Genomic DNA, 13,069 nt, shown 5'->3' with positions numbered 1-13,069 from the left:
CAGCAGGGAACGGAGCGCCCTCACCAGCGGTGGGGCTGAGTAGGAGTGTCGTCCCGCCTTTGGGTAGGCGTCTATTTCCACATGCCGCGCATGCGCGCGCCGAGATCGACCTTGACGCCCGGCTTTTGGCGCGGGTCGTCCGTGATCGCCGCGCTCGCCCAGGATGACTGTTCGAAAGCCGAAAGCATCGAGGCCGGGATAAAGCGGGTGCGCGAGGCATAGACGTGACGGTCGCCGCGGGCCGGCTGATTGTGCGGATAAAAGCGCTGCGGCACCACCAGGTGCAGGCTGTCCTTGGCGCGCGTCATCGCCACATAGAGCAGCCGCCGCTCCTCCTCGATATCCTCCTTGGTACCGACGCCGAGATCGGCCGGGATGCAGCCGTCGACCGTGTTGAGCACGAAGACGTTCTTCCACTCCTGGCCCTTGGCCGAATGGATCGTGGACAGGATCAGGTAATCCTCGTCGCGATGCGGCGGGCCGGCCTGGTCGCTGGTGGCGTCGGGCGGGTCGAGCGTCAGCTCGGTCAGGAAACGCTCGCGCGAGGGATAGCCCGACGCGATCTGCTCGAGCTGCAACAGGTCGGCCCGGCGCGTGATCGCGTCCTCGTGGATGCGCTCCAGATGCGGCTCGTACCAGAGCCTGACCCGCTCGAGGTCCGCCGGCCATTTGGCGCCGGCGCGCAGCCCGCTGTAGATGTCGAGGAAGACCGGCCAGTCTTCGGCCGCGCGCTGCGGCGGCCGGAAGCGTGCAAGGCCGAGCGTCTCGTCGAGCGACGTCGCCATCGCCTCGACGATCTGTGAGGCGGCCGAAGGCCCGATGCCGGGCATCAACTGCAGCACCCGGAAGCCGGCGATCCTGTCGCGCGGGTTCTCGGCAAAGCGCAGCATCGCCAGCATGTCTTTCACATGCGCGGCATCGAGGAATTTCAGCCCGCCGAATTTGACGAAGGGGATGTTGCGCCGCGTGAGCTCCACCTCCAGCGGCCCGCTGTGATGCGAGGCGCGGAACAGCACGGCTTGCGCCTTGAGCGCCGTGCCGGCCTCGCGCTCGGCAAGGATCGCCTGGCAGACATAATTGGCCTGCTCAGCCTCGTCGCGCACGCTTACCAGTTGCGGCCTGTGCGACGACCGGCGTTCGGTCCAGAGATTCTTGGTGAAACGCTCGCTTGCCTCGCCGATTACTTTGTTGGCGGCGGCTAGGATCGGCTCGGTCGAGCGGTAATTGCGCTCCAGCATGACGATCTCGGTGCCTTGCGCGAACTGTTTTGGGAAATCGAGAATGTTGCGCACTTCCGCGGCCCGGAAGGAATATATCGACTGTGCGTCATCGCCCACCACGGTCAAGCCCGCGCCGTCCGGCTTCAGCGCCAACAGAATAGAGGCCTGCAGCCGGTTGGTGTCCTGGTATTCGTCGACCAGCACGTGGTCGAAGCGGGAGCCAAGGTGAGCGGCGATCTCCGGCTCGGCCGCCATCTGCGCCCAGTAGAGCAAAAGGTCGTCGTAATCGAGCACGTTCTGCGCCTGCTTGGCCTCGACATATGCCGCGAACAGCTCCTTCAGCTGTTCCGCCCATCCTGAGCACCAGGGAAAGGCCGAGCCCAGCACCTCGCCGAGCGGCGCCTGGGCGTTCACCGCCCGCGAATAGATCTGCAGGCAGGTGGCTTTGGTCGGAAAACGGCTTTCGGTCTTGGAAAAACCGAGCTCGTGCCGGGCAAGGTTCATCAGGTCGGCCGAATCCTCGCGATCGTGGATGGTGAAAGCCGGATCGAGGCCGATCTGCTCGGCATAGTCGCGCAAGAGTCTGGCGCCGATACCGTGGAAAGTACCGGCCCAGGATAGCGCATCGGCGATGATCGCGGCATCGCGGCCCAGCACCTCGCCGGCGATGCGCTCGACGCGCTTCGCCATTTCAGCCGCGGCGCGGCGCGAAAAGGTCATCAAAAGGATGCGGCGCGGATCGGCGCCCTTGACGATGAGGTGCGCCACGCGATGCGCCAGCGTGCTGGTCTTGCCGGAGCCGGCCCCGGCGATCACCAGCAGCGGCGCGGCCACCTTGCCGTCGCCATGCACCACCGCCAGCCGCTGCTCGTCGTTCAGCCGGGCAAGATAGGCAGGAGTTTCGAAGGACGAATCACGGGCGGCGATGTTCATCGCCCATCAAGCATCGTTTCCGCTTTGTTCGCAATACAGCTAATCTCGCCCAAAGGCGGCCAAGTGGGGGGCGATGCCCGGCAGGGCAGAGGGGACGCTGTACGCGCCGGCATGTGCTGGATAGGCCGGCCATCTTCCCAACAAGCGCGAGAACGGCCGATCTACCTTTTCGGCTCGACGCCCATCGCCGCCGACTGGCGCCGCAGCGACCGCCGATCGTCCGGCGGCGCGAGATCGCCGGACGCCTCCTCGATGATCCTCATCGTGACGCGATAGGCCGTGTAGCCGAACAGGCCGACGAGCAGCAGACGGATCATGACATCTCCTCGTGAGTTAACGAGGTTCAACCGGAGACAGGCGCGTTGGTTCCCGCCGGACGGCGCAACCAAACCGCCGCCGCCTCGTTTGCTTCGAAGAAAGGGGCGAACGAGAGGAGGTCGTCATGAAGAAACTTCCTGTGCTGCTGGCTCTCGCGGCAGGGCTCGGGCTCGCCGCCTGCGACAACAGCGTACAGCCCACCAAGGCGCCAAGCGACACCGTCGACAAAAACCCGCAGGTCGACAAGAACCCGGTGCCGCAATCGACCACCGGCGGCGACCAGCCCGGCACGCCGCCGAAGCAATGAGAGCGGACGATGTTGTCGGGAGACGAAGCGGCGGCGCCGCAGAAGAAGGCCGGCGCTGCTTGGGAGGAAGCTGGAAAGCGCCGGCCAAGCGGGAAAATCAGGCCCGCCGCAGGATCAAAGATAGCTGAGTCTCTCCGCCGCGTCATGGGGCGATCGCGCTAGCCGGCTACAGGTATCCGTCCAAACGCTTTGTCGGCCTTCAAAGATCGGAGAATCTCAGGGGTGTGTTTGCGTCGCTTGCGCCGCCGCGTCACGCCATCGCGGCGCGCGCCAGCGGCACGTTGGCGATCTCCAGGTCCAACTGGCGCTGCGTCAGCGCCGCTTCGGCCATGATCCACTGCTTGAACAGCTCCACCTTGCGGGCGCCAAGCGCCTTGATGGGGCTGACGAAATACCAGCCGGCGGTGTTGGGATGGTGGACCGCGAAGGGGGCGACCAGCCGCTCGGCTCGGATGTCGCTTGCCATATAGGCGCGGTTGGCAACGGCAAAGCCCATGCCGGCATTGGCCGCCTCGTAGGACATCATGCAGGAATCGAAATAGATGCTCTTGGTCTCGCCAAGCACGAAACTCGCGCCGGCAAAAGCCAGCCACGACTGCCAGTTCTGGGTGCAGGTGTCGGAGTGGAGCAGGGTGAAGTGCCTGAGGTCCTCCGGCGTCACCTTGGACAGCGGCTTGTCGCCCAGCACCTCGCGGAACAGCTTGCGGCTGCACACCGGCGTCAGGTCCTCCTTGAACAGCAGCACGGAGTTGAGGCCGGGGAAATTGCCGTCGCCATAGCGGATCTCGAGATCGTATTCGGAGGTCGCGAATTCATGCGTGGCATAGGAAGTCGAGACCCGCATCTCGATATCCGGATACTGCCGCTGGAAGGTGGCAAGCCGCGGAAACAGCCAGCGCGCCGCGAAGGTCGGCAAGACGCAGATCTTCAGCACATGCGCCTGGGATTGGCCGGTCGCCTCCATGCTGGCAGCCACGATCCGCTCCAGCGCCTCGCGCACGCGCGCCACGTAGGTCTCGCCTTCCGGCGTCAGCGACACCGCGTTGCCGCCGCGCTGGAAGATCTTGAAGCGCAGCTGGTCCTCCAGGCTCTTCACCCGCTGGCTGACGGCTGAGGCGGTAATGAACTGCTCTTCGCCCGCGCGCGTGAAGTTGCGGTGCCTGGCGGCGCTCTCCACGATTTTCAGCGAGTTTAAGTTGACCTGGCTGAGCAGACGCACGGGGTTCGACCTTTAGCTATGCTTAAAGTAGCACCAGCATTCCTAAATTTACAGGGGCGGGTGCTCAATCGACTGTTTACCAAGTGTTGCCCCCACCTTGGAGAAGTAGAATGAACGCCCATACAATCCCCGAACTGCGCTATGCGATGAGCCGTGAAGCCATCATCGGTCATGATACGGCGTGGAAAGTGTCGAGCTTCGGCGTCGCCCAGTATCTTCACGGCTACGACCCGCAACTGCTCGCCGCGATCGAGGAGGCGGCGCTCAAGCTCAAGGCCAGCCACGCCGTGCACAAGCATCTCGACCTCACCTTCATCACCGGCGCGGACCGCTACATTCCCGAGATCAAGGAACTGCTCAACGACAAGCTGCGGCTGGAACGGCTGTCCGACATGATGGGCACCAAGCTCGAACCCTATCCGCTGTCTATCGTCGGCTCGACCGTCACCTTCATGAACCCCAAGGACGGCGCCGTCGACTGGCACTGCGATGGCGTTCCGGTGACGGAACTCATTCCGCTCTCGATCAGCGATCCTCTGATCGGCGGCCATCTTGAAATCTATTGCGACGATTCCGAGACGGGGCGTGCCATCCTCGAATCCGGCAGCGACCTGCCGCGCAACAGGGTCATGCGCATCGACCACAAGATGAATTACGCCACGCTCGGCCAGTTCCTCGGCGTGCTCCATCGCACCGCGCCGATCCAGCTCGGCTCGCGGGTCACCCTGGTGCTCAACCAGCGTTCGGTGGCGAAGCCCTATGTCGACGACAACCGCATGTTCTACCTCGCCGCCGACAACGACCAGGACCGCGGCTGGGTGAACGAACTGGCCGAGGACGTCTGGACGAACCAGCTGCCGGCCTATCGCCGTCACGCCGAAGAACATCCCGTGCCGAAGCCGGCTGTCGATCCGGTCTCCGGCGGAGCCAGGGAATCGTGGTAGTGGCTGACGATCCGGCCGGTCGCCAGCCGCCTTCAGCATCGCTGAGCCTTGGCCCGCTCACCGCCGAAAGGCGCAGCGACCGTTCCAGCGCTGCTCCCCCGGTGGCGCTGGCCTTTGCCCTCGGCGCCGTGGCGCTCTGGGCGACTAACGCTTTCGTCGGCAAGACGCTGCTTGCCAATCACCCGGTATCGGAGGTGCAGTTCCTGCAGTTCTCAGGCGCCGCGCTGGTCTTTGCGCTGATCAGGTTCTTCCCTTCTCCCCTTGTGATCAAGGGGGCCGGACGGATCGCCGACGCAGGAGTTTCTTCCAACATCTCTCATCCGTCTCGGCGCTCCGTGCCGATCCACCTTGTTCCCCAAGGGGATAAGGGGAGAACCATGCGCGCCTGCGCCGTCGGCTTCATCGGCCTGGTCGGCACCATGGCGTTGCAATACATCGCCTTCGCCTCGATGCCGGTCATCGAGGCCAATCTCGTTGCCTACACCTGGCCGCTGATGGTCGCCGCCGCCGTCATCGTGCTCGGCCGCCCGCGACGGCCGCTGCTGCTTGGACTGACCGCCGCGCTGGGCTTCACCGGCGTCGCGCTGGTGATCTCCGGCGAGGCGCGCATGCCTGGTTCGGAGGTAGCCCCGTCGGTTATTGCGCCGCCTTCGGCTCGGCACTTTGCATGGCCTTCTACTCGCTTGCCGTCGGCCGCCTTGCCGTGTCGCCGGATCGGCTTCTGCTGCCTTCGGCCCTGATCGGCGTGGCGCTGACCTTCGCATGGTGCCTGCATGACGGCGTCGCCGCCTGGGCGGCTTGGACCTGCTGCTCGGACTCTATCTCGGCGCCGGGCCGATGGGCTCGGCTATTATTCTGGTCGCGCGCGCTCAGCCTCGATCAGGGTGGGCGGCTCGCGGTCGTGGCGTATCTCACGCCGATCGCTTCCACGCTTTTGCTGGCGCTGTCGGGCGAAAGCCTGTCGATGACGCCATGGCTGGCGCCGTCCTTGTCATCGGCAGTTGCATTGCTGTCGGCATCGAACGTCCGGAGGGCTGAAGACCATGCCAGGGATCGTACCAGGAAACATGCCAGGGAGCGGGCTTGACGACGACGAACGCCGGGCCAGACAGGAGGCGCATTGGCTGGTCAAGGAATTCGGCGCCGAGGCGCAGCTCTATGCCGCCATGAAGGCTGAGAAGGCCATCGAGCAGAAGGATTTCGGCCGCTGCGCCCGCTGGAAACGCGTGCTGGAGATTCTGGCCGACGGCCCGACCGATCTCCGGCGCGGCGTTGCCGCGAAATAAGCGACTTGCCCTAACGAATCGGGCATGATCGATTGATCAGAGAGCCAGCGCTGCTCGCAATTATTGGCTTTCCGTCCAGAATTCCAATTTTTGCAGGAATTACTCGTAGAAATTGAAGTGCTGTTGCGTCATTTCCTCGCCCGTGCAGAGCTTCGGTGCTGTAAAGTGTTTGTTGTAGGTATTAGAATTCCTAACTTGCGCGGTCGCGGCCCTCGGTGAAAACATACCTTCGGTATTGAGTCTCGCACGTTTACTGACTCTGGACGTCCGTTGGGGGACAGGTCCAATAAGATACCTAGACTAAAGTCTTAAAAACAGCTGGTCATTTGAGAGCCAGCAGAAGGTGAAAAAATTGTCCAATATCGACGACAAGACTGCAATCGAGCTGACCGCCGACATTGTTTCGGCCTATGTGGGCAACAACCCGCTTCCGGCATCCGGCCTGCCTGATCTGATCGCCAGCGTCAGCGCTTCCGTGCGCAAGCTCGCCGGGGGCGCCCCGGTGAAGGAAAGCGCGCCGCAGACGCCGGCCGTCAATCCGAAGCGTTCGGTATTCCCCGACTACATCGTCTGCCTCGAGGACGGCAAGAAGTTCAAGTCGCTGAAGCGGCACCTGTCGACCGACCATGGGCTGACGCCGGACGAATATCGCGCGAAATGGGGCCTGCCGGCGGACTATCCCATGGTGGCGCCCAGTTATTCGGCCACTCGCTCGGCGCTTGCCAAGTCTTCCGGCCTGGGCCGGAAGCCGGCCGCGGATTCCGGCAGGGGCAAGCGTAAAGCCAAGGCCTGAGCCGAAGGTCATGCTGCCCGCTACGGACGGCGCCACGCCGTCGGCCGACCGCTTTGCCGCGCTCGACGCGTTGCGTCGCAGGGTGGCCATCCAGTCTTGCGCCGATGCCGGCGAGGGGGTCAAGGCGCGGCGCGTCCTGTTTCATTGGACCTGCCGGCCATCGATCTGCGTACCGCGCTCGACGCGCTCGACAATTTCGAGCGCGCCATCGTCGAGCATGACGACCGGCCGGTCGTCGCTGCGCGACGGCTGAGATGCCTCGCGGTCCTGGACGGCATCGTCGGCGGCTGAAAAGGCGCATGGTCAAGGCGGTTCCGAGACAACCGCGCAGCGGTTTTCCGGAATCCGGGAGGAGCGGTATTCCAGAGCGGAGCTGCGCCGCCGGCCTATCGGTCATTGCGTAGGCGAAGTCTGGGATTGTTTCCAGGATAAATTTGGATCAGCAGGTGTTTCGTCGCGTCCGCCTCTGGCCTGCCGGTCATCTCCCCACTTGGGCGGAGATGGCAGCGTCGGCGCCGCGCTTGCCGGGTCGGTTAAGGGGAGCACTGCAGCCGTCTCGCCCTCAAACAGCACCACCTGCGTCGCCAGCGCGGCGGTCGTGGCGACCTGGAAGAAGATGAAGGCGAGGGCGAAATAGCGGATCACGGGGCTCAGAACGCTTCGGCCGGCAACTGGTTCCCTGATTGGGCTCGGGACCGGCGCCCGGAACACGGCGAGCCGTCCTCCAGGCCTGGCTCTTGCGAAGCGCCGACGTCCGGTGCAAAAGCCCGCCCATGCTTATCATCAACGACCTCTCGCTGCGCATGGCGGGGCGCCTGCTTCTCGATCATGCCTCGCTGACCTGCCGGCACCAAGGCCGGTCTCGTCGGCCGCAATGGCACCGGCAAGACGACACTGTTCAAGGCAATCACCGGCGATTTCCCCTCCGAGACCGGCTCGATCAGCCTGCCGAAAAACACCCGCATCGGCCAGGTCGCACAGGAAGCGCCGGGCACCGAGGAGCCGCTGATCGACATCGTGCTGAAAGCCGATGTCGAGCGGCAGGCCTTGCTGGAAGAGGAGAAGACCGCGACCGATCCGCACCGCATCGCGGAAATCCACACACGGCTCGCCGACATCGATGCGCATTCGGCCGAATCCCGCGCCGCCACCATCCTTGCCGGCCTCGGCTTCGACGATGCGGCGCAGAAGCGCCCGGCTTCGTCCTTCTCCGGCGGCTGGCGCATGCGCGTGGCCTTGGCCGCCGTGCTGTTCTCCGAACCCGATCTTCTGTTGCTCGACGAGCCGACCAACTATCTCGACCTCGAAGGCACGCTCTGGCTCGAGAACTATGTCGCAAAGTATCCGCACACGGTTTTGCTCATCTCGCACGATCGCGACCTGCTCAACCGCGCGGTCAATTCGATCGTCCATCTCGACCAGAAGAAGCTGACCTTCTGGCGCGGCGGCTACGACCAGTTCGAGCGCCAGCTCACCGAGCAGCGCGAGCTGCAGGAAAAGAGCCGCGTCAAGCAGGAAGCGCAGCGCAAGCATATGGAATCCTTCGTCGAGCGTTTTCGCGCCAAGGCCTCGAAGGCCAGGCAGGCGCAATCGCGGCTGAAGGCGCTGGAGAAGATGAAGCCGATCGCCGCGGTGGTGAACGACACGGTGCGGCCGTTCTCCTTCCCCGAGCCGGTGAAGACGGTGGCCTCGCCGATCGTGGCGCTCAACGGCGTCAATGTCGGCTACACCGAGGGCAATCCGGTGCTGAAGAAGATGACGCTGCGCATCGATGCCGACGATCGCATCGCGCTGCTCGGCGCCAACGGCAACGGCAAATCGACGTTCGCCAAGATGCTCGCCGGCCGCCTCAAAGCCGAGACCGGCACGATGACGGTGGCGCCGGGCCTGAAGGTGGCGATCTTCGCGCAGCACCAGCTCGACGATCTGCGTCCCGAGGAAAGCGCCTATGAGCATGTGCGCCGGCTGATGCCCGATGCGCCGGAAGCCAAGGTGCGCGCCCGCGTTGCGCAGTTCGGGCTCTCGACCGAGAAGATGAATACCGCGGCGAGAGATCTGTCCGGTGGCGAGAAGGCGCGTCTCCTGATGGGGCTCTCGGCCTTCGAGGGGCCGAACCTCTTCATCCTCGACGAGCCCACCAACCACCTCGACATCGACAGCCGTGAATCGCTGATCCATGCGCTCAACGATTTTTCAGGCGCGGTGATCCTCATCTCGCACGACCGGCATCTGCTCGAGGCCACCGCCGATCGCCTCTGGTTGGTCAAGGACGGCGCGGTCAATCCTTATGACGGCGACCTGGAGGATTACAAAACGCTGGTCACCGGCGTTTCCTCCAATCGCCGCGAGCAGAAGGAGGCAGACAGGGCATCCAAGGCCGACCGTCGCCGCGAGGCCGCCGCCCGGCGCTCGGCGCTCGAGCCTCTAGCCAAGGAGATCCGCGCCACCGAGGCGCTGATGGACCGCATCCGCAAGCGCATCGACCTGATCGAGGACGAGCTCGCCAATCCGGCGATCTACGAGAAGGACCCCTCGACCGCGACGCGGCTGGCCAAGGAGCGCTCGCAGCTTGCCCACACACTTGCCCTCAACGAGGACAAGTGGCTGACGATGTCGGCGGAATATGAGGAGGGGATCGCGGAGTAGGGCGGTTCCCCTTCTCCCCTTGTGGGAGAAGGTGGATCGGCGCGAAGCGCCGAGACGGATGAGGGGTGTTGGATGGAGTGACGCGCCGAACAACAGGCGGCTTCGATCGCCCATTTCTTTGTCGTAGCGATCCTTCCAACACCCCTCATCCGACCGAGCTTCGCTCGGCCACCTTCTCCCACAAGGGGAGAAGGAGGAGCCCCATCTGGCCCTACACCTCTCCCGCAAAACCCGCTACACACCCTGGCATGAACCAGCACGCCAAGCTCGGGATCGGCCATTCGGCCTGTCCGCATGACTGTCCTTCCACCTGCGCGCTCGAGGTGGAGCTGCTCGACAATAACCGCATCGGCCGCGTCCACGGCGCGAAAGCGAACAGCTACACGGCAGGAGTCGTTTGCGCCAAGGTCGCGCGATATGCGGACCGCGTCCATCACCCCGACCGGCTGCTGAAGCCGCTGGTGCGCGCGGGCGGCAAGGGGGAGGGCGCCTGGAAGGAAGCCAGTTGGGAAGCGGCGCTCGACCTCGTCGCCGAGAAGTTCATCGCGGCCGAAGAGAAATACGGCTCGGAGACGGTCTGGCCCTATTTTTACGCCGGTACGATGGGATTGGTGCAGCGCGACGGTATCGAGCGGCTGCGGCACGCGAAGAGATATTCGGGCTTCTTCGGCTCGATCTGCACCAATCTCGCCTGGACCGGCTGGATGATGGGAGCGGGCGCTCTGCGCGGCCCCGATCCGCGTGAGATGGCGAAGTCCGACTGCGTGGTGATCTGGGGCACCAATGCCGTTGTTACCCAGGTCAACGTCATGACCCATGCGACGAGGGCGCGAAAAGAGCGCGGCGCCAAGATCGTCGCCATCGACATCTACGACAACGCCACCATGAAGCAGGCCGATCTCGGCCTGGTGCTCAAACCCGGCACCGACGGCGCGCTGGCTTGCGCGGTCATGCATGTCTTGTTCCGCGACGGCATGGCCGACCGCGCCTATCTGGAAAAATACACCGACGATCCGCGCGGGCTGCAAGAACATCTGAGGACGCGCACGCCCGAATGGGCGGCGGCAATCACGGGTCTGACAGTCACCGAGATCGAGACCTTCGCGCATCTGGTCGGCACAACGAAGAAGACCTACTTCCGCCTCGGCTACGGTTTTGCGCGCCAGCGCAACGGCTCGGTCAATATGCATGCCGCCTCATGCATCGCGGCGGTTACCGGCGCCTGGCAATATGAGGGAGGCGGCGCCTTTCACTCCAATTCCGGCATCTTCAAGCTGAATCAGGATGTGCTCGAAGGCACCGCGATGCGCGACCCGAAGGTGCGCTATCTCGACCATTCGCGCATTGGCCCGGTGCTGACCGGTGCCGAGGATGCGCTTTATGGCGGTCCGCCGGTGACGGCGATGCTGATCCAGAACACCAATCCCGCCAATGTCGCGCCCGAGCAGCGGCTGGTCAGAAAAGGTTTCCTGCGGGAGGACCTGTTCACCTGCGTGCACGAGCAGTTCATGACCGATACGGCCAAGCTCGCCGACGTCGTGCTGCCGGCGACGATGTTTCTGGAACATGACGACATCTACAAGGGTGGCGGCAACCAGCACATCACGCTCGGCCCCAAGCTGATCGAGCCGCCGGAGGGGCCGCGCACCAACCACTACCTCAATGAGGAGCTCGGCAAACGGCTGGGCGTCGGCGACCGGCCGGGCTTTGGCCTGACCGAGAAAGAACATATCGACATCATCCTCGGCAAGCGCGGGCTAGGCAGCTTCGACAGCCTGAAGGAACAGAAGTGGGTCGACCTGCAACCCGATTTCGACGACGCGCATTTCATCAACGGCTTCGGCCATGCCGACAAGAAATTCCACTTCCGGCCCAATTGGACCGGGCAGTCAGCGCCCAACCGGCCGCCGAAGAGCATGGGCTTGTTCGGACCGGTCGAGCGTCTGCCCCAATTCCCCGACCATGTCGAGCTGATCGAGGTCGCGGACGAAGAGCATCCGTTCCGGCTGGCAACTTCGCCGGCGCGCAACTTCCTCAATTCCAGTTTTGCCGAGACGCCGGTGTCGAAAGCCAAGGAAGGCAGGCCGGAGCTTTTGCTGCACCCGGAAGATGCCGCGGCGCTTGGCATCGAGGACGGCGGCCGCGTTGAGATCGGCAACCGGCGCGGCGACGTGGTGCTGCATGCCAGGTTCTTCGACGGCGTGAAGCGCGGCGTGGTGATTGCGGAAGGCATCTGGCCGAACAGTGCGCATGAGCGCGGCGAAGGCATCAACGTGCTGACCGGTGCCGACGCCCCGGCGCCGTATGGCGGTGCTGCCCTCCACGACAACAAGGTCTGGCTCAGGGCGCTGTGATGGTCTGTGGCGCGAGCTCGGCAGGTCACATGCCCGGGAGATTAGCCGAAAACGCCCGTTGCTTCGTCATCCAAGGACGGAGCAAGGAGCGAAGCGACGGGCGAGGTGTCCCTTGCCGCAACAGCCATTGAAAATAGCCATCGCCGGCGCGCTCGGCCGCATGGGCCGGGAGATGACGGAGGCGGTGCAGGTCGATCCGCGGCTGGAGCTTGTCGCCCGCTTCCATCGACCGGGCAGCACGGGCGAGGGGCTGGTCGCGCGCGACGCGGCGCTGGCGCTTGCCGACGTCGTCATCGACTTTACCACGCCGGCGGCGTCAGTCGAACTAGCAAAGGCATGCGCGGCGCGCGGCGGTCCGGCGCTGGTGATCGGCTCCACCGGCTTAGATGGTTCCGAGCTGGAGACGATCGCCGACGCGGCGAAGACGATCGCGATCGTGCGCTCCGGCAGTTACTCGCTGGGTCTCAACATGCTGACCGGGCTGGTGGAGCAGGCGGCGCGGGCGCTTGGGGCTGACGATTGCGACATCGATATCCTGGAAGCGCACCACCGTTTCAAGGTCGATGCGCCGTCCGGAACGGCGCTGATGTTGGGCGAGGCGGCGGCGCGCGGACGCGGCGTCAGGCTGGACGAAGTGGCGCGGCGCGCTCGAAATGGGATTGTCGGCACACGCCCTGCCGGCGAGATCGGCTTCGCCGTGCTGCGCGGCGGCAGCATCATCGGCGAGCATTCCGTCAGCTTCCTCGCCGAGGGCGAGGCGCTGACGCTCTCGCACTCGGCTGGCGACCGCTCGATGTTTGCTCGCGGCGCCATCGCGGCGGCACTCTGGGTGGCCGGACAGTGTCCAGGCGAATACGGCATGCACGATGTGCTTGGCTTCGCCGCTTCGTGACCAGCGATAGCTGCGGAATTCGCTCTTTCGGCCGCTAAAATGACTGAAAGCCAGCTGAAAGCTTGGGCATGCCATGACATTTTTGCGGCGTTCGCCGCGGGATCGGTCCGGGAGCGGGCCGGCAAGGAGGAAATGCGGCGTGGCCTGGTGGCACGCC

General features: G+C 64.5%; 13 protein-coding genes and 1 pseudogene. 10 read left to right on the top strand and 4 right to left on the bottom strand.

The window, feature by feature from the left end:
* Positions 1 to 71: 71 nt before the first annotated feature.
* Both EJ078_RS04995 and EJ078_RS04990 read right to left on the bottom strand, forming a co-directional pair.
* Complete coding sequence (locus tag EJ078_RS04995) at positions 72 to 2,153, bottom strand: ATP-dependent helicase (RefSeq protein WP_127216509.1); 2,082 nt, start codon at positions 2,151 to 2,153, stop codon at positions 72 to 74.
* A gap of 161 nt (positions 2,154 to 2,314) precedes the next feature.
* Positions 2,315 to 2,470 (bottom strand): hypothetical protein, encoded by a 156-nt coding sequence (locus tag EJ078_RS04990; protein ID WP_082954124.1) that lies wholly within the window; start codon positions 2,468 to 2,470, stop codon positions 2,315 to 2,317.
* A 125-nt stretch (positions 2,471 to 2,595) separates the two neighbouring features.
* Between EJ078_RS04990 and EJ078_RS04985 the strand changes: the two genes are divergently transcribed.
* The gene (locus EJ078_RS04985) at positions 2,596 to 2,778 is read left to right on the top strand and encodes a hypothetical protein (RefSeq protein ID WP_067330410.1); all 183 of its coding nucleotides are present in this window, start codon (positions 2,596 to 2,598) and stop codon (positions 2,776 to 2,778) included.
* Between the two features lie 250 nt (positions 2,779 to 3,028).
* Here the strand turns inward: EJ078_RS04985 and EJ078_RS04980 are convergent, their stop codons facing one another.
* Entirely contained in the window at positions 3,029 to 3,997 is a 969-nt protein-coding gene (locus EJ078_RS04980; protein ID WP_127216510.1) for a LysR substrate-binding domain-containing protein, read from the bottom strand.
* 110 nt (positions 3,998 to 4,107) lie between these two features.
* Here EJ078_RS04980 and EJ078_RS04975 point away from each other — a divergent pair, with 110 nt between their 5' ends.
* The 6 genes from EJ078_RS04975 (at position 4,108) to EJ078_RS04955 (ending at position 7,311) form a co-directional block, all read left to right on the top strand.
* On the top strand, positions 4,108 to 4,941 hold the full coding sequence (locus EJ078_RS04975; RefSeq protein ID WP_066995820.1) for a hypothetical protein: 834 nt from the start codon (positions 4,108 to 4,110) through the stop codon (positions 4,939 to 4,941).
* Positions 4,941 to 5,681 carry a hypothetical protein gene (locus EJ078_RS04970; protein WP_245459117.1) on the top strand — a complete coding sequence of 247 codons (741 nt, stop codon included), beginning with the start codon at positions 4,941 to 4,943 and terminating at the stop codon, positions 5,679 to 5,681. The genes EJ078_RS04975 and EJ078_RS04970 overlap by 1 nt, the downstream gene beginning before the upstream one ends.
* The gene (locus EJ078_RS30140) at positions 5,609 to 6,028 is read left to right on the top strand and encodes a hypothetical protein (protein ID WP_245459116.1); all 420 of its coding nucleotides are present in this window, start codon (positions 5,609 to 5,611) and stop codon (positions 6,026 to 6,028) included. Before EJ078_RS04970 ends, EJ078_RS30140 begins: the two co-directional genes overlap by 73 nt.
* Entirely contained in the window at positions 6,009 to 6,227 is a 219-nt protein-coding gene (locus EJ078_RS04965) for a hypothetical protein (RefSeq protein ID WP_067330416.1), read from the top strand. Before EJ078_RS30140 ends, EJ078_RS04965 begins: the two co-directional genes overlap by 20 nt.
* 352 nt (positions 6,228 to 6,579) lie before the next feature.
* Entirely contained in the window at positions 6,580 to 7,020 is a 441-nt protein-coding gene (locus EJ078_RS04960; protein ID WP_066995912.1) for a MucR family transcriptional regulator, read from the top strand.
* 144 nt (positions 7,021 to 7,164) lie between these two features.
* Positions 7,165 to 7,311, top strand: coding sequence for a hypothetical protein (locus EJ078_RS04955; RefSeq protein WP_208721091.1), 147 nt, complete (start codon positions 7,165 to 7,167; stop codon positions 7,309 to 7,311).
* A 102-nt stretch (positions 7,312 to 7,413) separates the two neighbouring features.
* Here the strand turns inward: EJ078_RS04955 and EJ078_RS04950 are convergent, their stop codons facing one another.
* Complete coding sequence (locus EJ078_RS04950) at positions 7,414 to 7,665, bottom strand: hypothetical protein (protein WP_208721090.1); 252 nt, start codon at positions 7,663 to 7,665, stop codon at positions 7,414 to 7,416.
* Between the two features lie 128 nt (positions 7,666 to 7,793).
* Between EJ078_RS04950 and EJ078_RS04945 the strand changes: the two are divergent.
* The 3 genes and pseudogenes from EJ078_RS04945 (at position 7,794) to dapB (ending at position 12,912) form a co-directional block, all read left to right on the top strand.
* A pseudogene (locus tag EJ078_RS04945) lies at positions 7,794 to 9,666 on the top strand (ABC-F family ATP-binding cassette domain-containing protein).
* A gap of 248 nt (positions 9,667 to 9,914) precedes the next feature.
* Positions 9,915 to 12,020, top strand: a complete 2,106-nt coding sequence (locus EJ078_RS04940; protein ID WP_095826470.1) for a molybdopterin oxidoreductase family protein — start codon at positions 9,915 to 9,917, stop codon at positions 12,018 to 12,020.
* A gap of 112 nt (positions 12,021 to 12,132) precedes the next feature.
* Positions 12,133 to 12,912, top strand: coding sequence for a 4-hydroxy-tetrahydrodipicolinate reductase (dapB, locus tag EJ078_RS04935; protein ID WP_067330434.1), 780 nt, complete (start codon positions 12,133 to 12,135; stop codon positions 12,910 to 12,912).
* Positions 12,913 to 13,069 lie beyond the last annotated feature (157 nt).

It is taken from the genome of Mesorhizobium sp. M1A.F.Ca.IN.022.06.1.1, from assembly GCF_003952605.1.
In the GTDB taxonomy this organism is placed as follows: domain Bacteria; phylum Pseudomonadota; class Alphaproteobacteria; order Rhizobiales; family Rhizobiaceae; genus Mesorhizobium.
This window is presented reverse-complemented; position numbering and strand designations above follow the sequence as displayed.